Source organism: Cytophaga sp. FL35 (assembly GCF_014349235.1).
In the GTDB taxonomy this organism is placed as follows: domain Bacteria; phylum Bacteroidota; class Bacteroidia; order Flavobacteriales; family Flavobacteriaceae; genus Euzebyella.
The window spans coordinates 86,180-107,725 of record NZ_JACSOH010000015.1 but is presented as its reverse complement, the minus strand read 5'-3'; the positions used below and the strand labels follow the sequence as shown (position 1 = coordinate 107,725).

Below are 21,546 nucleotides of genomic sequence, written 5' to 3'. Positions count from 1 at the left end.
TTGGGCTTTTTCGCAAACTTGAAAAATCATTTGCCTATATTTTCAGGTATTTCTATTTTCTGGTATTATTTCGGTTTGAAATAACTCGCAGGCAATGGAAAAGAAAATAGGCAAACGTGGATTTTTGGGGCAAAGGGTTCTTATTTTACCGAATTCCATTCAGCAAAGTCTTTCAAAAAATACCATTACCAAGCCTTTTTTTATTACCGATATCGGTTTTTACCCAAGAGCCGAAGGTCATTTTATTCGTCGTAACCAGGGGTCTAAGGAGTACATCTTCATCTACTGTGTAGAGGGCAGTGGAAGAGTTACCTTTGAAAATCAAAATTTACATCTTCAACCCAATAGTTTTTGCATAATTCCCATGGCAACGAAGCACGAATACGAGGCTACTAAAAATGACCCGTGGAGTATTTATTGGATGCATTTTAAGGGTCAACATTGCACAAGCCTGTACGAAAGACATTTAGAAGTAAATGAATACGCCCAGAAGATACCTTTTGATAGTGAGCGTATTGCCATGTTTGATCGTATCTTTCAAATGCTTTCTAACGAATATGCATTCCATCAATTAGAGTTCGCCAATATAATGGGGCTACATTTTCTATCTTCCTTTATTTATTTATCGGTGGATGGATTAAATACACATTCCAAAAGCAACCTCATCGAAAACATTACCGCGTATCTGGACCAAAATCTTGATAGTACCTTAAAAACGGAGGACATAGCCCAAAAATTCAACTACTCTACTTCGTATGTCCTCAACCTCTTTAAAAAGCACACAGGGTATTCACTTATACAGTTCTTTAACTTAAAAAAAATGCAGAAAGCTTGTGAATATTTAAAATACAGTGACCTGAGCATTAAAGAAATTAGTTTTAAACTTGGCTTTCAAGACCCTTTTTACTTCTCACGGATCTTTAAGAAAACAATAGGGCAATCACCCAGCGAGTATCGGGAAGAAGTCTAAATCCGTTCTCTTATTTTAACTAAGTTTCGAAATATTTCCTTTCCTCACCAAATCCGGTGAAACCTTTATATTTTTTGTAAATTGAAACATACATTATTGAAATATCCATACCTTAAAAAGTATTATCCATTATAATTGTAATATTTACATTTAATTTAGGTCAAATTTTTCAAACCATTACCGTTTGTCCCTACCAAGGACATTAGTTCAAAACCAAAAATGAAAATTCATATCCATAAAGTAGGTCCGTATCAACTTTTCTTTGCCTTGTTGATAGTTCTCCAATCCTGTCAAACAAAAGAGCAAGTAGATTTTAACGCCCAAATCAAACCCATCCTCAATAAAAGATGTATTTCTTGCCATGGTGGGGTCAAAAAAAGTGGAGGCTTTAGTGTTTTGTTCGAGGAAGAGGCCTTTGCAGCTACCGAATCGGGAAAACCGGCCATCATCAAAGGAGATGCCTCAGCCAGTGAATTTATAAAAAGGTTACATTCAGATGATCCCGAGGTTCGTATGCCCTACGAGGCTAAAAAATTACCAGAAGAAGAAATTGAGCTATTGACCAAGTGGATTGATCAAGGTGCGGAATGGGGCGAACATTGGGCGTACTCACTTCCCGAAAAAGTAGCGGTACCTGCTATTACTGCAGAGGCTAGTTTTGTTCCCGAGGATGCTTCCGATTTTATCAAAAATGACATCGACCATTTCATTTTGGCCAAACTAAACGATAGAGAAATTACTCCCAATGGTCCGGCTCCTAAAAATATTATTGCTAGAAGGGCGGCTCTGGATATTATCGGGCTTCCTCCGTCAGAGAAACAACTACTAGATTTTGACACGGGCAAAATCACGTACGAAACCTTAATAGATTCGCTATTGAACGACCCTGCATACGGGGAAAAATGGGCAACCTGGTGGTTGGACCTCGCTAGATATGCCGACTCTAAAGGATATGAAAAAGATATGGGTCGCGAAATTTGGAAATACCGCGATTGGGTTATTGATGCCTTAAACCAAAACATGCCCTATGACCAATTTACCATTGAGCAACTTGCGGGCGACCTTTTGCCAGACCCGTCGGCAGACCAATTGATTGCAACGGCTTTTCATAGAAACACCATGAATAATGACGAAGGTGGTACGGATGATGAGGAGTTTAGGGTAGCCGCTGTAATGGACCGTATAAACACAACCTTTTCCGTTTGGCAGAGCACTACTATGGAATGTGTTCAATGCCACAGCCACCCTTACGACCCCTTTGTGCATAAGGAGTATTATAACCTAATGGCATTTTTCAACAATACCAGGGATGAGGATGTACCTAACGAATCTCCTGTTCTCAAAATGTATACACCAGAACAGCAAGAACAAATGGATAAGGTAGTTGACTGGGTTACTAAATATGGCGATAAAGCTACCGTGGAAAAAACAAAGGATTTTTTACAGTTTACCGAACCCGTTTACAAATCGCATTTCTTTAAAGAATTCAAAAACAGTGTGTATGATGACCATGCATCGGTGGTTTATTGGGATGATGGCAGTACCATTATTGAAAATACCTATACCGAAGAAGCTAGTTTTGTATATCTAAATTACCGCTCCCACTATGATGGCACTAAAATGACGATTAGAAAAGGAGATGCCAACGGGCCTATTTTAGGCCAGTTTACCATTAATAAATCAAAAAACAATACCACCTCCCAATTTCCCATTAAACCGATATCAGAAAAAACGAATATCTACATTGAAACGCAAAATAACTCGGTTGCCAAAGAAGTCAATATCCTAAACCTCTATTGGGTAGGTTTTGTTCCTGACATACCGGGGAAAAATGAATCTGGATGGAATAAAATCAATTCAGATTTCCTAGAACTCTTGAATACAAACTCCCTTACCGTGCCTATTATGGCCGAGAACCCGGATTATATGAAGCGAACCACACAGTTGTTTGACCGTGGAAGTTGGCTTACCAAGACCGATACGGTGGAACCTGGTGTACCTGCAAGTCTAAACGCCTGGAACAATGATTGGCCTGAAAACCGATTGGGGCTTTCTAAGTGGATAGTAGATAAAAAGAATCCATTAACGGCAAGAACGCTAGTAAACCGTGTTTGGCATCAAATTTATGGTCGTGGGATTGTGCCTACGGTAGAAGATATTGGTTCGCAATCAGAACCGCCGTCCCATCCTGCTCTTTTAGATTGGCTTTCTCTCCGCTTTATGAACGAAATGAACTGGAGCCTTAAAGCGCTTATCAAAGAAATTGTAATGTCCGGCACATATCGCCAAAGTTCTGAAAGCAGTCCAGAAATGTACCGTTTGGATCCTGAAAATGAGCTGTACGCGCGTGGACCTAGAATTCGCCTAGGGGCGGAACAAATTAGGGACCAAGCATTGGCCGTAGCCGGAATTTTAAGTACTAAAATGTATGGTCCAGGAGTTATGCCCCCTCAACCTGATGGCGTTTGGCAAACGGTTTACAACGGTGCCAAATGGGTGGAAAGTAAAGGGGAAGATCGTTATAGAAGAGGTATTTACACCTACTTAAAACGGACAAGCCCCTACCCTTCCTTTCTTACCTTTGATGCAGGCTCACGAGAAGTTTGCACCATTAGAAGAACGGTAACCAATACGCCTCTACAAGCATTGGTAACCCTTAACGATCCAGTGTATTTAGAGGCATCCTACCATTTGGCAAAAAACAGTTTTAATATTGCTGATATAGAAAAAAGTATAGGTAAAGCCTACACAAAAGCGACCCTTTCCAAAATAGAAAGTCAAAAACTAGAGGCCCTAATGGTGCTTTATGAGAGTTCCCTCACGGAATTTAAAAAAGACCCTAAGGCATACGAACTCTTTTTACATTTTGAGGAACAACCAAGCCCGGAACTTAGCGCGCTTACCGTAGTGGCCAATGCCATTATGAATTTGGATGAATTTTTAACCAAAGCCTAAAACCAAAAAAGTGAAACATCATACCGATATCGTCAATAGATTATTGCGGGAAAAACTCGAGAGAGAAACCCAAGCCAAGACCAGAAGACACTTTATAAAAAGTTGTGCCCAAGGAATGGGCGGCTTGGCATTGAGTTCCATTTTTATGGGTTGCGATCCGCTGCAAAAACCAAAAGGAATTGCCCAAAACAGTTTCACCGAAAGGGATTTGAACCCACTAGCTACCTTAGCCCCGCATTACGGACCCAAAGTAAAATCGGTTATCTATTTACACATGGCCGGGGCTCCTTCGCAATTAGAAATGTTCGATTACAAACCGCAACTACAGAAATACCATGGGCAAGATTGTCCGCAATCCTTATTAGAAGGGAAAAAATTCGCTTTTATCAAGGGAACGCCCAAATTAATGGGTCCTCAAGCCGAATTCAAACAAGAAGGGGAGTCGTGCAATTGGGTGTCTAACTTTCTACCGCATTTTAAAAAGGTGGTTGATGAGGTAGCATTTTTAAAAGCAGTACACACGGACCAATTTAATCACGGTCCCGCCCAGTTGTTCATGCATACGGGTAGTCCACGATTGGGCAGGCCAAGTATTGGCGCTTGGGCAACATACGGTTTAGGTTCGGAAAACCAAAATCTACCCGGTTTTGTGGTGTTGACATCCGGCGGAAACACCCCTGATGCTGGTAAAAGTGTTTGGGGCAGTGGTTTTCTACCGTCCGTTTATCAAGGTGTGCAATGTCGCTCCAAAGGCGACCCTGTGTTGTATATTGAAGACCCAGATGGTATTTCAAGAAACTTAAAGAAAAGCACCATTGATGCCATCAATAAAATCAATAAAGAGGAATATGCAAAATATGCCGATCCTGAAATTTTAGCGCGCATTAACCAATATGAAATGGCCTACCGCATGCAGATTGCAGTACCAGAGGTCATGAACATTAACAACGAACCAGAGCATATTAAACAAATGTACGGCGTAGAACCCGGGAAAGAATCTTTTGCCAACAACTGTTTACTGGCCAGAAAACTGGTGGAAGATGGGGTACGCTTCGTGCAGCTTTTCGATTGGGGATGGGACACCCACGGTAACGTCCGTGAGGGTTCAATTGACATGGGGTTGCGTAACAAATGCCGTGAAATTGACCGCCCTATGACGGCTTTGATTATGGATTTGAAACAACGGGGACTTTTAGAAGACACCCTTATTGTTTGGGGAGGCGAATTTGGGCGTACGCCAATGCAAGAGAACCGGGGCAACAAAGAAATGGCCTATAAAGGTAGAGACCATCACGGTGATGCTTTTACCATGTGGATGGCCGGTGGAGGTATCAAAAAAGGTGCTTCGCACGGTGCAACAGACGATATTGGCTTTTCTGGAATAGAAGGAAGGGTTTCCGTTCATGATGTACATGCCACCATTCTACATTTACTCGGTTTTAATCATGAAGAATTTACTTTTGATTTTCAAGGGAGACCCTTTAGATTGACCGATGTGGAAGGAGAAATTATTAAAGAAATACTGGCGTAAACCATCTACTAAACCAACCAAAACATGATACTTAAAAAGATTTTGACAGCTTTTGCACTGTCGTTTTTTACCCTTTTAGGGATGGCACAGTCCACAAAAAAAATACGTTTTTTTCAAACGGACTGGGGTCGTTCCGTTTCTTGGGATACCTTTTGCGAAAGAACAAAAGCCTCTGGTTATGACGGACTAGAAACATGGTTTCCTAATAACGAAAAAGACCAAAAAGAGTTAAAAGCCGCTTTAGAAAAATATGACCTGTTGGTTGGTTTTCTAAACGGAACCAATAAGTCCATTCCTTTTGAAGAGAGCTTAGCAGCGTACACGAACAACTTCGAAAAAATTGCGGCTTGGAAACCTGCCTACATCAATTGCCATACGGGCAACGATTTTTATTCTTTTAAAGAAAACCAGGCCTTTATTGATGCTGCCAACAAGGCCGCAAAGAAATATAGTGTACCTGTCTACCATGAGACCCACAGAGGTAGATTCAGTTTTAACATGGTAGACACCAAAAAGTACCTAAAATCCATACCAGAACTAAAATTGAACCTTGACATTAGCCATTGGATGGTGGTACATGAATCCCTTTTAACCGCTCAGGAAGATAAACTCGAAGAAGTAATGGAGCGCACGCATCACATTCATGCCAGAGTTGGCCATGCAGAAGGCCCACAAGTTAGTGACCCACAAGCCCCGGAATGGAGAAAAGCGGTGGATAGGCATCTGGATATTTGGGAGAAAATCATCCGCAATAAATGGAAAAGCCAAGATACTTTTACGGTAACTACAGAATTTGGACCGCCGGACTATATGCCAACACTACCCTACTCTCATTTACCGGTAACCCACCAGTGGAAGGCCAATGTATACATGATGCAAGCCCTAAAACAACGTTTAAATTTGGAGTAATTTGTTTATGGAAATGATGCAACAATTACTCGGGCGCTTGCACCCATTAATCGTACACCTACCCATTGGCTTTCTAATTTTGGCACTGCTTCTACAATGGTATGACCGAAAAGCGAATGAGTGGCATAAGGTTATCGCCATTGTCTATTTCTGGGCAGGTATTACGGCCGTATTAGCATGTATTACCGGGTATTTACAATATCAAGGCGAAGGATATTCCTATGATTCCGTAAAATGGCATTTGTGGTCCGGAATTATAACCGCCGTTTTCTGCTTCGCGATGCACCTAAAAGTCACCCCAAAGAAAACCGTTAGTTTTTTAGTGAAAGCACCCATTTCTATCCTAAGCGTTATTGCATTTGTCCTGATTTCATTTACGGGGCATCAAGGAGGCAACATAACCCATGGCGAAGCATATTTGATAGAACCATTGCCCAACTCGGTAAAATCCCTATTGGGCTTTGAAATAATCGAAGAAAAAGAATTGGCACTCACCGAAGAAAACTGGGAAGAAGCCCTCGTTTACGAGGAAGTGATTCAACCTATTTTAAGCAGTAAATGCGTTAGCTGCCACAACCCTAAAAAAGACAAGGGCGCCTTACTGTTACATTCTAAAAATGGTATTCTGAAAGGCGGAGAAAGTGGTGCTGTTTTGGCATCGCATAGCGAAGAAAGCGATTTATTTAAGCGAATGGTATTGCCCATGGAAGATGATGACCACATGCCGCCTGAAGGGAAAAAACAACCCACAAAAGAGGAAATTAAATTGATTGCTGTGTGGATGGATGCGGGGCATCCGTTTGAAGGTACCGTAAAAGAAATCGGACTAAAAAAAGACCTTTTCACCTCCTTTTTTCCTAGTACAAGCTATAAAGGTCATCCGGAACTAGAGGTTCCTGAAGCATCAGAAGACAGCATAAAGAGCATTGAAAAATACGGAATCTATATTGACCCCATCAGCGAGTCTACCCATTTTTTAAGTGTATCCTGCATTAACAAGCCTAATTTTAAGGATGATGATTTTGATAAGCTCATGCCTCTTAGGGAACAGATTGCCCAGCTCGACTTGGGAGGCACACAAGTAACCGATGCTATCTTTGAAAAGTTGGTACAACTCCCTAATCTTTCTATCTTAAAGCTGGACAATACTTCCTTGACGGGCAAAGGCATAGAGGTTTTGAAAAATGTAGAATACCTACATACAATCAACTTGTCAGGAAGTCTATTTGACCAACCGGTAAATCTTTTCAGCTCCTTTAAAAGTTTAGAAAAAGTCTATCTTTTTAAAACCAAGGTGGATAAAAAAGGACCAAAATCATTAAAAGATGGGCAACTTATTCTAGACTACGGAGGGTACGAGTTACCCCCCATTCCATCGGATTCTATCATCTATTAAAATCAGGCTTTTATAAGAAAGAGAAAAAAACTAGCTTAGGGGACTTATACCGCCAACTATGGATTTAAGTAAAAGAATTGGCTTGTTTATCGGGCCCCTATTGTTTTTCATCATCTTATCCCTGCCTTTTGAAATGGTTTCAGAAAATGGTGACCGAGTAATCGCCGTTGCCGTTTGGATGGTAACTTGGTGGATTACCGAGGCCGTAAGTATTTCGGTTACCGCCTTATTGCCTCTACTGCTTTTTCCCATACTTAAAATCATGGAAATCGGGGACGTAGGTGCCAATTATGGCAGCCCTATTATCTTTTTGTTTTTTGGAGGATTCGTGCTGGCGCTAGCCCTAGAGAAAGTAAATCTTCATAAACGTATTGCACTCAACATCATCAGAATTACGGGTACCACGCCCAACAAGGTAGTATTGGGCTTTATGATTGCCACGGCCTCTTTGAGCATGTGGATCAGTAATACCGCTACAACAGTAGTTATGTTGCCTATCGCCATGTCCGTTATTGGACTGCTGGTTAATGATGCTGACGGTTTTACGAAAGACGATAGAAATTTTGCCTTGAGCGTAATGCTGGGCATTGCTTTTTCCGCCAATGCGGGAGGCGTAGCTACCGTTATTGGCACCCCGCCCAATTCGGTCATGATCGGACTCTTGGAAAACGAGTACAACATTGAAATCTCCTTTCTAAAATGGATGGTTATTGGGGTACCTTTTTCAGCATTAATGATTTGGATCAGCTACTTGGTATTGGTAAAATGGATGTACCCCAACAAAAATTTAAAATTTTCAGCCTCCAGGGAGGTTATTGATCAAGAGCTTGAGAAATTAGGGCCTATGAGCGGAAAAGAAAAACAAGTTTTGGCCATTTTTGGGGTCACTGTTTTTCTATGGATTTTCAGAACGGTTATCAACGGAATATTTCCCGTATTAAAGCTGAACGACACCATGATCAGCATTGCAGCGGCTATTGCCATGTTTGCGATTCCCTTTCATCTGAAAAAAGGAGATTTTATTATTGAATGGAAAGACACCTCTAAATTGGCATGGGGAATTTTAATACTATTTGGTGGCGGACTCGCCTTGGCGAAAGGCATGTCGGTCAGTGGTATTGTAGATATGGTTTCTGGCGCCATAGGTGAAAGCGATATCAGCATCTTCTTCACCGCCGTTTTACTTATTACCCTCATGTTGTTCATGACCGAACTCATGAGCAATGTAGCGCTCATAGCCGTTTTGGCTCCTGTAGTGGCAGGTATTGCCATAGGTTTAGACCTTCCTGTTCTTTATCTTTTAATACCGGTGACCATTGCCAGTAGTTGCGCCTTTATGTTACCTATGGCAACCCCGCCCAATGCGATAGTCTTTGCCAGTGGCTATGTAAAAGTAAGTGAAATGGCCCGTGTAGGCGTTATATTAAACTTGATAGCCATTTCAATTTTGGTGGTGATGTTTCAGTTTGTATTACCGTTGGTCTTTTAAAAACAAAAACCCCTGCCTTTTAAAGGCAGGGGTTTTTAAGCTTATTCAAATATCGAGACAAATTATCTCTTTATATACGGGTTAAATCCTTCTGGTAGATGTTCTTTGGTGTCAAAATTTAATTTTACCTCATCCAAAGCATCGATATAATTAAAATCTGCAACATGACTAGGATATGCAAAAGCGTCAAAACCTTCCGGAAGGTATTTTGAAGTCTTTATTTTAATAGATTCCTCTTCTTCGATAAAATCGATGGCCTGCAAATCCACATATAATTTGTACGGATTAAAGTCCTCAGGTAAATAATCGGCAGTATCGAAGCCTAAATCAAAATCGGTTTCCTCTTCGATATAATCTACCGAATCAAGTACCAATTCATCTATTTCACTTATTGGGATATTGGCAAATGCTGCATTCGCCACTAAAAGACCCATTATTAAACTCGTTTTCAAACTCTTGCGTTTCATAACATTGTAGGTTTGTTGTATGAGTTTATATAACGCCCTATTATCTCATTATTGCATTTCTTATTTTCCTTTTAGATAGATAACAGTGGCAAAGGATGAAAATGTTAAAATAAATGAATTCAGGTTATTAAATCTATATTTTAAAGCTTAGGTTATTAGCATTTTAGCACTAAAGTGAGGTTATTTTTATGCCCCTATTTTTTAAAGTTTTTAAGGCATTGTTTAGTTTGTGGTTATGTAAGTAACCATTCATCGGATTTTTGGGTCATTTATTTTCTTACAAAAAAATAAAGCCATTGCAATGCAACGGCTTTATACCCCACTAATCTAAATAGTAATAAATGATAATTACTATTCTATGAGACTTATTAGATGTGATTTTGTTACAATATTACCTACGTCAATTGACACTTTACTTTCTTTGGAAATCGATTTTGAATAAACCAGGTTATGATTTAGTTAACAAAGACTTAAATTAATTTTTCAGTTCTTTGAAAATATCCATTTTATTAAACTAAGACCAAACTTTGTAAGAATGCTTAAATACATTATTGTCCCTTTGGCTCTTTTGCTTTTTTTCGCAAATAGTACAACTGCCGAAGCCCAGATTTTCAAGAAAAAGAAAACGGAAAACTCCAATAAAAAAGGAGGTGATAAAGATGAAAAGATAAAACCTTATGATAAGGTTATTACCAAAGAGGCTACCACAGACCAAGGACTCTTTAGTGTTCATATGGTCAAGGATGACCATTTTTACGAGATTCCAGATTCCCTTTTTAACAGGGAAATGTTGATGGTCAGTAGAATTAGCAAAACAGCAACAGGAATAGGATTTGGTGGTGGAAAAATAAATACTCAGGTCCTACGATGGGAAAAGAAACCCAAAAAAGTATTGCTAAGGGTGGTGAGCCACGACATTTATGCCGCAGATTCCTTACCTATTCATGAAGCCGTAGTAAATTCCAATTTTGAACCGGTTCTTTATGCTTTCGACATTAAAGCATTCAAAAAAGATTCTTTACATCCAGCGACGGTCATTCAGGTAAACGATTTTTTTGAAAAGGATGTTCCTGCTTTAGGAATGCCGGATGGTTACCGTGAAAATTACAAAGTTTCTCGACTAGATGAACCTAGAAGTTACATTGAAAGCTTAAAAAGCTACCCGCTCAACGTTGAGGCAAGGCACGTAAAAACCTACCTGGCTAAAGAATCCCCTAGCAACGGTAGCTTGGGCTCTATCTCCATAGAAATTAACAACTCTATGATCTTACTTCCAAGTGAACCTATGAAAAGAAGGTATTTTGATGAGCGCGTTGGGTGGTTCACCAGTGGCCAAACAGATTACGGACTGGATGTACAAGAAAGTAAAACCGTAACTTATTTGGACCGATGGAGATTAGAGGTAAAAGACGAGGATTTAGAAAAATTCAAAAGAGGCGAACTGGTAGAGCCTAAAAAACAAATTGTCTATTATATTGATAGGGCCACTCCTAAAAAGTGGGTTCCTTTTATTAAGCAAGGCATTGAAGATTGGCAAGTTGCCTTTGAAGAAGCTGGTTTTAAAAATGCTATAATAGCAAAAGACCCACCCTCGGTGGAAGAAGACCCGGAATGGAGTCCGGAAGATGTCCGTTATTCCGTGGTGAGGTATTTGGCTTCTCCCATCCCCAATGCCAACGGACCTCACGTGAGCGATCCTAGAAGTGGCGAAATATTGGAATCGGACATCAATTGGTACCACAATGTGATGACTTTATTACGTAACTGGTTTTTTGTTCAGACTGCGGCAATAAATGACGAAGCTAGAGGTGTAGCCTTTAAGGATGAAATTATGGGTAGGCTAATTCGGTTTGTGTCGGCCCATGAAGTAGGTCACACGCTGGGCCTTCCCCATAACATGGGGAGTAGCGTTGCTTATCCCGTTGATTCATTGCGTTCAGCCTCCTTCACCAAAAAATATGGCACTGCGCCCTCCATCATGGATTATGCAAGATTCAATTACATAGCGCAACCTGAAGATGGAGACGTAGCCCTAATGCCAGATATAGGCATTTACGACAAGTACGCCATTAAATGGGGCTACAAGCCCATTTTAAATACTTCTGCCGAAGACGAGGAAAAAGTTTTGGACCAATGGATTCTAGAACATGCCGGTGATCCTCTTTATAGGTTTGGGCACCAGCAAGTGGGCGATGTAGTGGACCCCAGTTCCCAAACAGAAGATTTAGGGGATGATGCCATTAAAGCAAGTGCCTACGGAATTGAAAATTTAAAGCGGATAGTACCCAATTTAATCACATGGACACAAGAAGATGGTAAAACATATGAAGACCTAGAAAAACTATATGAGCAAGTAATTGCCCAATTTAATCGTTATATGGGTCATGTTTCCAATAATATTGGAGGGGTCTACGAACATCATAAAACATACGATCAAGCTGGACCGGTATATACACCTGTTTCAAAAGAACATCAAGAAAACTGTTTGTCTTTTCTACAAGAGCAACTTTTTGCTACGCCAGAGTGGCTTTTGGACCAAAATATCTTTAATAAGGTACAGTATTCCGGATTTGTAGAGGACGTTAGAAAAATGCAGGTTCGTACCTTAGACAATATCCTATCGTTAGGAAAACTACAGCGCCTTATTGAAAATGAAACGGCCAATGGTGCCGAGGCCTACTCGTTGGTAGAAATGATGGATGACCTACGTACCGGATTGTGGTCTGAACTACGCAATGGCAATACCATTGACACTTACAGGCGAAACTTGCAGAAAGCTCACGTAGACCGATTGGAATATTTAATGACAGCTGAAAACCAGAACAAGCAACCTGATTTTGGTGGATACCAAAAATCTACCGTAGTGAACACAAGTCAATCTGATATTAGATCTGTAGCCCGAGCAGAATTAGGTAATCTTCAGCGAAATATAAAGAGCGCCATTAACAGAACACGTGACGCTATGAGCAAATACCATTTACAAGATGTTGAAAAGAGAATTGACTTAATTCTAAACCCAAGATAAACTAACCACTCAGCTTAAAATTAAAATAAAGCCATGTGAACATAGTTATTCACGTGGCTTTATGTATTATGCTCACCACAAAACACCCTACCCAAAATATCAAAATATCGATGAAATACATTTTTTTAGGATGTAAGAAATATCCTAACCACATTTTTGGCATTCTTGACCACACAAATACCTCCCTACACAACAACTTGATATTTTGAGTCTTCCTTTTGCCTAATTTAGTATCAGAATTAAAAAACACATCCCATGTCTGAAAGATTAAAAAGTTCCCTGTACTTAGCCGCATTTATCGTTGCATCCTTAGTTTATTACAACGAAACTACAACTGAACAACCTGAAGCCACCCAAATGGCCTCCGCAGATATAGAACAGATCACTACCGCAGAAGCAGTAGATTAAAAATATACAGAACAACCTACTTATAGAGGGTGTGAGCAATCACACCCTTTTTTTATGCTCAAAAATCAACAGTAAGTTTTTGTTAAACAATTGATAAATAATTAATAGCGATTAAACCAAATGCCACATTCAATGTCCTATTGGTGTAAACATTTAAAAATAAACTAATGAAAAGAGCAATTTTAATTTTAATGTGTCTAGTTGGATTCACGGCTATGGCACAAAGAGGAGAAGGACACCAAGGCAAAGGAAAAATGGATTTAACACCTGAGCAAATAGCAACATTACAGACCAAAAAAATGACTTTGGCCTTGGATTTGGATGAAAAGCAACAAAAGAAAATCATGTCCATGAATCTTGAGCATGCAGAAATGAGAAAAGCCAAAATGGAGGAGAGAAAAGCAGCTAGGGAAAATGGTGAAGCAAAAAGGCCTACGGCGGAAGAGAAATATGCCATGCAGAATGAGCGTTTGGACCAAATGATTGCCCATAAGGCAGAAATGAAAGATATATTATCTGAGGAACAATTTCAAAAATGGGAGAAAATGAGGCACCACCAAGGTAGAAAAATGAAAAAGCGAAAGGACGATAGAAAAGAACGTCATTCCAGAAGATAATGTAAACCGCCAGAAGGCGGTTTTTTTATTGTGTAAAAATAAAACAAAGGTTTTGGTTTTATTTTTGACCAACATTAGTATGTTTAATGACAAATTAAATTGATTTATGAGAACCTTTGTTCGAATCTTAGTTCTAGCGTTTATAATATCCGTCATCTCTTGCGCCTCGCATTCCAAAAAATCTTCTTCGGCCTTATTTGATAACCAATGGGAGTTACAATACATTACGGGGCCCAGAATTGCCTTTGGCGGACTCTACCCCAATAAAAAACCAAAAATTAGTTTTGACCGAGCCACTAAGATTGTTCAGGGAAATAATAGTTGTAATGGGTATCGTGCCGATTATTCCTTGGATGCCTATAAAATAAGCTTTGGAGAACCTGGTCCTACCACGATGATGTACTGTGGCGAGGGCGAAAAAGTCTTTCTAAATACGATGAAGAAAGTAAATGCGTATGGTTTTGATAGTTCCGGAAATTTGGAGTTGAAAATGGACGAGGTAGTCTTGATGCGTTTTTCTAAATCACCCAAATAACGAACCGCAAAACTGATAAAGTTTGTCTATCCATGAAAAAAATTCTATTCGTTACAGTACTTGGTTTGGCTATTTCCTGCGGAAATGTAACCCATTCCCATATCAACTTTGTCATAACCAATGAAACTGCAGAGGCGATTCAAGATTTAAAGTTTTATACGTCAGAAAAAGTAGATACAGTGGTAATTGAAATGTTAGAGGAAAGGAATGCTCTCTCAGGAAAACTTACTATGGACCACAATAGAACGGATGGACACTACATTTTTGAATTTAAAAGGGAAAACGGTCAACCAGTCACGTTAAATCACGGATATTACACCAATGGTCAGCCGCAAGAAAATAAGATTCTATATACCATTCAATCTGATACAGTACTAGTAAAATTTGAATAATTTAGTAGCATCAACCTCAAATTCCTGATATGCTAATAAGAAGTGCCACGGAAAAAGATCTTTCGGCTATTCTGAAGATTATCAATCACGAGATACTTTATACCACTTCACTTTACCATTACGACCCCAGAACAGAGGAGCAGCAATTGCAATGGTTTAGAGAAAAACAGGAAAACAACTTCCCTATTATCGTGGCTGAAATTGAAAACGAAGTAATAGGTTTTGGCTCGTACGGCACCTTTAGACCTTGGGCCGCTTATCGTTTTAGTGTGGAACATTCCATTTATGTTCATAAAGATTTTCAAGGCCAAGGGGTTGGCAAGGTTTTAATGGTCCATTTGATAGAATTGGCCAAAAAAGAAGGCTACAGAACCATGCTGGCAGGTGTAGATGCCTCCAATACTGCTAGTGTGGCATTTCACAAAAAGTTTGGTTTTAAAGAAGTAGGCATATTTAAACAAGTCGGGTACAAATTTGATAAATGGTTAGACCTTACTTTCTTACAACTTCTTTTCCAGGAAGAATCCAGTGGTTAAATGACATTTTTACTAAAAACATTCGGTACAGTTTTGTAAACCAATTTATTTAATCGTAATATTGCAATGTAATAATAAAGGAATGGGTTTAGCCAAAACAGAAATATTTACCGATGAGCAAAATCAAATAGCTCTTTTTGCCAAGGCTTTTGGTCATCCTGCCCGTGTAGCCATTCTTCAGCACCTTTTTAAATTGAATACATGTATCTGTGGAGATTTGGTAGAAGAAATTGGCTTGGCCCAACCTACCATTTCACAGCATTTAAAAGAACTCAAAAACTTAGGACTCATTAAAGGAAATGTTGAAGGCACTAGTGTTTGCTATTGCATTGACCATAACAATTGGTCCAAAATGAAAGAGACCATGCAAAACTTTCTTGACCAGGATATCTCTGGACAAGGGGATTGTTGCTAAAAAAATTTAAATTTATTCATCGTAAAATTACAATAAAACAAAATATATGAAACTTTCAGAAATCAAAACCCATTTGAACAGCCTTTCTAAGATAGCTTTTCAGTTACCTAATGGAGAATTGGTACCCAATCACTTTCACGTAACGGAAGTAGGTAAGGTCACCAAACATTTTATCGATTGTGGTGGTACCATAAGAAGTGAGGAAGTGGTTAACTTCCAGCTCTGGAATGCAGACGATTATGACCACAGACTGCACCCAGAAAAATTAGTTCGTATTATTGAACTATCCGAAGAAAAACTCAACATTGGCGACCTTGAAATAGAGGTGGAATATCAAGGTAGAACCATTGAAAAGTTCGCCCTTGATTTTGACGGCACCAACTTTCTTTTGGTAAGCAAAGAAACCGACTGTCTTGCGAAAGACCAATGTGGTGTACCTGAAAGCAAACCGAAACTAAAGTTCGCAGATTTAAGTACGGGCGATTCGTGTACTCCCGGAAGCGGCTGTTGTTAAACACTAATTTTAAAAAAATGCCTTTATTCCCAACTATTTCAGACGCTATCTCATCATTTAAAATTGATAGTATAAGTGAAGAGCGAAAGGAAACCCTTCAACCTCTTATAGGCTATATTCAAGAAAAGGTGAACATGGACAAGCCTGTTAGAATCAACTTCATCTGCACGCATAATTCTAGAAGGAGCCATTTGTCACAAATTTGGATGCAGGCCATGGCGAGTTATTTTGGCTTGAAAAACGTTACTTGTTATTCCGGTGGTACCGAAAGTACAGCGCTGTTTCCTATGGTAGCCGAAACCTTGCGAAAAACAGGGTTTCAGATTGATAAAATTACTGAAGGTGACAACCCTGTTTACAGCATAAAATTCACTGACAATGAGCATCCGGTCATTGGTTTTTCTAAAAGGCTGGATTGTGATTTTAATCCGAAAAGTGAATTTGCCGCTATCATGACCTGTTCACAGGCCGATGAAGGCTGTCCTTTTGTACCCGGTGCCGAAAAACGCATTCCCATCACTTTCGAGGATCCAAAAGCTTTTGACGGTACACCACAACAAGCGGAAAAATACGAGGAGCGGTGCACTCAGGTTGCAACCGAAATGTTTTATGTCCTATCTCAAATCAAGAAGTAAATGGCAGCAAAAAAATTAGGATTTTTAGACCGTAACCTCACCCTGTGGATTTTTGCCGCCATGGCCATAGGGGTGGGTTTGGGCTACTTTTTCCCAAACTTCCCGAACTTTGTCAATTCGTTTAATAGTGGCACAACGAACATTCCAATAGCTATCGGGTTAATTCTTATGATGTACCCTCCTTTGGCAAAGGTGAATTACGCATTGCTACCAAAAGTTTTTAAAAATGTCAAAATCCTGTCTATTTCACTGGTTTTAAACTGGATAATAGGTCCGGTCTTGATGTTCATTTTGGCCATCACCTTTCTATCGGACTATCCCGAATATATGGTAGGTCTTATCCTAATTGGCCTCGCCCGCTGTATTGCCATGGTTTTGGTATGGAACGATTTGGCCGAAGGAAGCAGTGAATATGGGGCTGGCTTAGTGGCCTTGAACAGCATTTTTCAAGTTTTCGCCTATAGCTTTTATGCCTATATTTTTATTACGGTGCTACCCCCCTATTTCGGTTTTGAAGGGGCCATTGTAGATATCTCCATAGCCACCATTGCCGAAAGTGTAGCTATCTATTTGGGAGTACCTTTCGCCTTAGGTATTTTAAGTAGGCTAGTTTTGATAAAAGTAAAAGGTGAAGATTGGTACACCAACAAATTCATCCCAACGGTCTCCCCACTCACCTTAATAGCATTATTATTTACTATTGTCATTATGTTCTCGTTGAAAGGCGAATTGATTGTTCAAATTCCGATGGATGTCCTGATTATAGCCGTTCCGCTACTAATTTATTTTACGTTGATGTTCATTATTGGCTTCTTCGTAACAAAAGCTGCGGGAACAGAGTACGATAAAACTACTTCAGTAGCCTTTACGGCCGCCGGAAATAATTTTGAACTGGCGATTGCCGTAGCGATTGCTGTATTTGGACTCAATTCCGGACAGGCATTTGCGGGTGTCATTGGTCCTTTGGTAGAGGTGCCGGCACTGATACTTTTGGTAAAAGTGGCCTTTTGGTTGCGAAAAAAATATTATCCAAGGGCAGTGGTCAAGAGTAATTAGGGTGAATTCCTTTAACGATTGTGGCCGAGGTTTTTTTATCTTTAAGGTGTTAGAAACCTTGGCTCTTTCATGATATCACCAAAAATATTCAAATGGATTTTACTATTGGTATGTTCTCCATTGGTAATCTTTGGTCAAGTAACTGATAAAACTTTACGGAAACAACCCGATGTCTCCATTTTAGGTGTGTTTCATTTTGTATCCAAAAACAACACTGTAAGTCAAAAATTTACCAATCTTCAAAGTTCATGCACCCAAAAGGAAATAATTAAATTGGTGGATGAACTAGCTGCTTACCAGCCGACCAAAATTGCTATTGAGCGACCTTACAAGACTCAACAGCAACTTGATAGCACCTACACCGCTTACTTAAACGGAAATCACCTCTTAAGCAATGAAGAAACAGACCAAATTGGCTTTAGGCTGGCTAAAAAATTAGGCCATAAAAAGTTGTACCTAGTCTATAGTGAAGTAAGCTTTGATTTTCATGTGGCCGAAGTATTTGCACAAAATAATGGTCAAGAGAAATTAATTGATTCCGTAATTTCCAATGCTTCCCATTTGGCAAATACTTTTGATAGCATTGCTTACAACCACGGGTTGATAAAAGCCATAGCCTATATTAATACCCATGAAGCGATAGACCAAAACCATCTAGGATATCAACTAATTTCTCAGATTGGAAGCACCGATACTTATATAGGGGCAGAGGTGGTTGGAAATTGGTATTCCTCCAACCTAAAAATATTTCAAAACATCAGGCAATTGGCTACCTCAAGTACTGATAAGATTTTGGTTCTCTACGGTCAGGGCCACTCCAAGTTTTTAATTGATTTGGTCAAAGACGCCCCTGACATTAAGCATACCAGCATTTTAAAATATTTAAAGTAGACATCTGTCGGGTTGGCTCTTATAATCAGACACCTACAAATTGGCATATATGTAGATTAAATACCTTATCTTTAGTTGTCCCGGCACTTTTACAGCATCTCATTTTTATCAACCAACCAGTATGACTAAAAGAATTTACCTTTTATTAATGGCGGTGTTTTATACATCACTTTCCTCAGGGCAAAAAAATCTAAACATTTTCACCGATAGCGAAGATGTTGGCGCAGTAATTAAAACAGGAAGTGCTAAGTACGAGGAAGGGGAGCAAATATTTGAAATTTCCGGTGCAGGTGCCAATATATGGTTCGATAAGGATGAGTTCCAATTTGCTTACAAAAAGACTTCCGGAAACTTTATTCTAAGAACCCGAGCCAAATTTATTGGCGAAGGGGTAAATGCGCATAGAAAAATGGGCTGGATGGTAAGAGAATCCACAGATACCGATGCCGCCATGGTCTGCGCAACAGTCCATGGTGACGGACTCACATCACTACAGTACCGAAAGGAAAAAGGCGGACAAGTAGAAGAAATACTTTCTCCTGTAAAACATCCTCAGATAATTCAGCTCGAAAGGCGAAACGGAAGTTTTCTAATGAGTGTGGCCAAATTAGGTGACCCTTTTTGGACGGTAGAACTCCCACATTTACAATTCCCGGAAGAAATGCTTACCGGACTTTTTGTTTGCTCCCATGAAGAAAATGTTGTGGAAAAGGCACTATTTGAAAACACACGCATTGTCATACCTGCCCCAAAAGAACTGGTTCCTTATCGCGACTATTTAGGAAGCCACCTTGAAATTATGAACATAGAGACGGGAAAACGGAAAATTCTACATTCGGTAACCAATTCTATCCAAGCACCTAATTGGACGCCCGACAGTAAAACGTTGATTTATAATTCGGAAGGACTTCTTTTTACTTACGACCTAGAATCCGGCAAAATCGAACAACTAAATACCGATTTTGTACAAAGCAACAATAACGACCATGTACTCTCCTTTGATGGTAAAATGCTGGGAATTAGCAGTGCGAGCGGAGAGGAAGAGTACGGCTCCCTTATTTATACAGTTCCCGTGGAAGGCGGAACCCCAAAAAGAATTACACCCATTGGCCCCAGCTATCTCCACGGTTGGTCCCCCGATGGCAAATGGCTCACCTACACCGGTGGCAGGAATGGAATTTATGATATTTACAAAATTTCTTCGGATGGAAACGGTGATGAAATACAACTTACCCAACAAACCACCTTGGATGACGGATCAGAATACAGCCCGGATGGCAAATATATCTATTTCAACTCTGCAAGAACAGGTTCCATGGAGCTTTGGCGTATGCTTCCGGATGGCAGCAAACAAGAACAATTGACCCATGATGCCTATCAAAATTGGTTTCCCCATATTTCACCAGATGGAAAGAGTATTGTCTTTATCTCCTACATGCCAGAAGTACCGGCAGGTGATCATCCCTTCTACAAGCAGGTATATTTGAGAAGCATGCCTATAAACGGAGGGCCCATAAAAGTTATCGCCTATCTTTACGGAGGGCAAGGAACCATTAACGTGCCTAGCTGGTCGCCAGATGGTAAATACATCGCTTTCATCAGTAATACTCAACTATAAAGCTACCACAGATGGCCCGACCGACTTATCTTTTATTAATTCTCATTTTTATTGCCCCCTTCCAACTTTTCGCTCAAGAAAATATGCTTTGTGTAGGCCGCTATTGGACGGAGGACGAAGGTAATCTTATGTTGAAGGAATTCGCTTCAAAATGGAATGACAAAGCTTCTTGGGAGGCAAGGGCGAATACCATTAAAAGAGGAATAATCGAAGGCATGCAATTGGATAAGATGCCCATAATAAAGGGCAATTTTAATGCCATTCTAAGGGATAAAAAGGTAATGGACGGTTACACCATTGAGAATATAGCCCTAGAGAGCTTCCCAGGTTTTTACATCACCGGAAATCTATATCGTACTACCGAAGAGAGAAGTTCCTATGCCGCCATTCTTTCACCACATGGTCACCTGGCCAATAAGCGGTTTACACATTATATGCAAAAAAGGGCAGGAGTTTTGGCCAGAATGGGGGCTATTGTATTTGCGTATGATATGGTTGGCTATGGTGAAAGTATGCAGGTAGAGCATAAAATGCCCATCGCCCTATTGCTACAAACCTATAATAGCCAACGGGTATTGGATTACCTATTGTCCTTACCCGAAGTAGACCCTGAACGAATTGGAATGACCGGTGGTTCTGGAGGCGGCACGCAAACCTTTGTTCTAACGGCTATTGACGACAGGATCAAGGCATCGGCACCGGTAGTACAGGTTTCCGCACATTTTTTTGGGGGTTGCGTCTGTGAAAGTGGCATGCCCATCCACAAAAGTGAAAACCACCAAACCAACAACGTAGAAATTGCCGCCCTTTGTGCGCCAAGACCTCTTTTAGTGGTTTCCGATGGAGCGGATTGGACCCGTAATACACCTAGAGTTGAATTCCCATACATTCAAAAGGTCTATAGCTTGTACGATGCCGAACACAAAGCCGAAAATGTGCATCTTCCCCTTGAAAAACACGATTACGGATATTCCAAAAGGGCCGCCGCATATAACTTTTTTGGTCACCACCTCAACCTACGTATGGGGAATGTGCCCTATGACGACGGTTACAAAGAGGACTTTATAGAAATATTGGAAGCGGACCAGCTAAAAGTCTTTACGGAAGCCTACCCCATGCCCTCAAATGCTTTAATAGGCAATCAAGCGGTAATGGACTACCTAAAGATTTCCGTGCCTGATTAGTAG

20 protein-coding genes are annotated in these 21,546 nt (G+C 40.1%); 19 read left to right on the top strand and 1 reads right to left on the bottom strand.

The window, feature by feature from the left end:
* Positions 1–94 precede the first annotated feature (94 nt).
* The 6 genes from BIZ36_RS13285 to BIZ36_RS13260 all read left to right on the top strand — a co-directional run bounded on the left by BIZ36_RS13285 (position 95) and on the right by BIZ36_RS13260 (position 9,250).
* A complete protein-coding gene (locus BIZ36_RS13285) occupies positions 95–970 on the top strand; it encodes a helix-turn-helix domain-containing protein (RefSeq protein ID WP_187458390.1) in 876 nt (291 codons plus the stop codon).
* Positions 971–1,189: 219 nt separating this feature from the next.
* Complete coding sequence (locus BIZ36_RS13280; protein ID WP_187458389.1) at positions 1,190–3,925, top strand: PSD1 and planctomycete cytochrome C domain-containing protein; 2,736 nt, start codon at positions 1,190–1,192, stop codon at positions 3,923–3,925.
* 10 nt (positions 3,926–3,935) lie between these two features.
* Positions 3,936–5,456, top strand: a complete 1,521-nt coding sequence (locus BIZ36_RS13275; protein ID WP_353616841.1) for a DUF1501 domain-containing protein — start codon at positions 3,936–3,938, stop codon at positions 5,454–5,456.
* 24 nt (positions 5,457–5,480) lie between these two features.
* On the top strand, positions 5,481–6,365 hold the full coding sequence (locus tag BIZ36_RS13270) for a sugar phosphate isomerase/epimerase family protein (RefSeq protein ID WP_187458388.1): 885 nt from the start codon (positions 5,481–5,483) through the stop codon (positions 6,363–6,365).
* 13 nt (positions 6,366–6,378) lie between these two features.
* A complete protein-coding gene (locus BIZ36_RS13265) occupies positions 6,379–7,761 on the top strand; it encodes a c-type cytochrome domain-containing protein (RefSeq protein ID WP_222937389.1) in 1,383 nt (460 codons plus the stop codon).
* A gap of 58 nt (positions 7,762–7,819) precedes the next feature.
* Complete coding sequence (locus BIZ36_RS13260) at positions 7,820–9,250, top strand: SLC13 family permease (protein WP_187458386.1); 1,431 nt, start codon at positions 7,820–7,822, stop codon at positions 9,248–9,250.
* Between the two features lie 62 nt (positions 9,251–9,312).
* On the opposite strand, the gene BIZ36_RS13255 is transcribed toward BIZ36_RS13260, so the two are convergent.
* Positions 9,313–9,717 carry a hypothetical protein gene (locus BIZ36_RS13255; protein ID WP_187458385.1) on the bottom strand — a complete coding sequence of 135 codons (405 nt, stop codon included), beginning with the start codon at positions 9,715–9,717 and terminating at the stop codon, positions 9,313–9,315.
* A 535-nt stretch (positions 9,718–10,252) separates the two neighbouring features.
* On the opposite strand from BIZ36_RS13255, the gene BIZ36_RS13250 reads away from it, so the two are divergent.
* The 13 genes from BIZ36_RS13250 (at position 10,253) to BIZ36_RS13190 (ending at position 21,543) form a co-directional block, all read left to right on the top strand.
* Positions 10,253–12,742 carry a zinc-dependent metalloprotease gene (locus BIZ36_RS13250; protein WP_187458384.1) on the top strand — a complete coding sequence of 830 codons (2,490 nt, stop codon included), beginning with the start codon at positions 10,253–10,255 and terminating at the stop codon, positions 12,740–12,742.
* 255 nt (positions 12,743–12,997) lie between these two features.
* Positions 12,998–13,150, top strand: coding sequence for a hypothetical protein (locus BIZ36_RS13245; protein WP_187458383.1), 153 nt, complete (start codon positions 12,998–13,000; stop codon positions 13,148–13,150).
* Between the two features lie 167 nt (positions 13,151–13,317).
* Complete coding sequence (locus BIZ36_RS13240) at positions 13,318–13,767, top strand: DUF4890 domain-containing protein (RefSeq protein ID WP_187458382.1); 450 nt, start codon at positions 13,318–13,320, stop codon at positions 13,765–13,767.
* 106 nt (positions 13,768–13,873) lie between these two features.
* Entirely contained in the window at positions 13,874–14,302 is a 429-nt protein-coding gene (locus BIZ36_RS13235) for an META domain-containing protein (RefSeq protein WP_187458381.1), read from the top strand.
* 32 nt (positions 14,303–14,334) lie between these two features.
* Complete coding sequence (locus tag BIZ36_RS13230; protein WP_187458380.1) at positions 14,335–14,694, top strand: hypothetical protein; 360 nt, start codon at positions 14,335–14,337, stop codon at positions 14,692–14,694.
* Between the two features lie 29 nt (positions 14,695–14,723).
* On the top strand, positions 14,724–15,230 hold the full coding sequence (locus BIZ36_RS13225; RefSeq protein WP_187458379.1) for a GNAT family N-acetyltransferase: 507 nt from the start codon (positions 14,724–14,726) through the stop codon (positions 15,228–15,230).
* A gap of 82 nt (positions 15,231–15,312) precedes the next feature.
* The gene (locus BIZ36_RS13220) at positions 15,313–15,645 is read left to right on the top strand and encodes an ArsR/SmtB family transcription factor (protein WP_187458378.1); all 333 of its coding nucleotides are present in this window, start codon (positions 15,313–15,315) and stop codon (positions 15,643–15,645) included.
* 46 nt (positions 15,646–15,691) lie between these two features.
* Positions 15,692–16,159 carry a DUF6428 family protein gene (locus tag BIZ36_RS13215; protein ID WP_187458377.1) on the top strand — a complete coding sequence of 156 codons (468 nt, stop codon included), beginning with the start codon at positions 15,692–15,694 and terminating at the stop codon, positions 16,157–16,159.
* A gap of 17 nt (positions 16,160–16,176) precedes the next feature.
* Entirely contained in the window at positions 16,177–16,794 is a 618-nt protein-coding gene (locus BIZ36_RS13210) for an arsenate-mycothiol transferase ArsC (protein ID WP_187458376.1), read from the top strand.
* Positions 16,795–17,850, top strand: a complete 1,056-nt coding sequence (gene arsB, locus BIZ36_RS13205) for an ACR3 family arsenite efflux transporter (RefSeq protein ID WP_187458375.1) — start codon at positions 16,795–16,797, stop codon at positions 17,848–17,850.
* Positions 17,851–17,919: 69 nt separating this feature from the next.
* Positions 17,920–18,741, top strand: a complete 822-nt coding sequence (locus tag BIZ36_RS13200; RefSeq protein WP_187458374.1) for a DUF5694 domain-containing protein — start codon at positions 17,920–17,922, stop codon at positions 18,739–18,741.
* Positions 18,742–18,862: 121 nt separating this feature from the next.
* A complete protein-coding gene (locus BIZ36_RS13195) occupies positions 18,863–20,359 on the top strand; it encodes a TolB family protein (RefSeq protein WP_187458373.1) in 1,497 nt (498 codons plus the stop codon).
* A gap of 11 nt (positions 20,360–20,370) precedes the next feature.
* Entirely contained in the window at positions 20,371–21,543 is a 1,173-nt protein-coding gene (locus tag BIZ36_RS13190; protein WP_187458372.1) for an alpha/beta hydrolase, read from the top strand.
* Positions 21,544–21,546 lie beyond the last annotated feature (3 nt).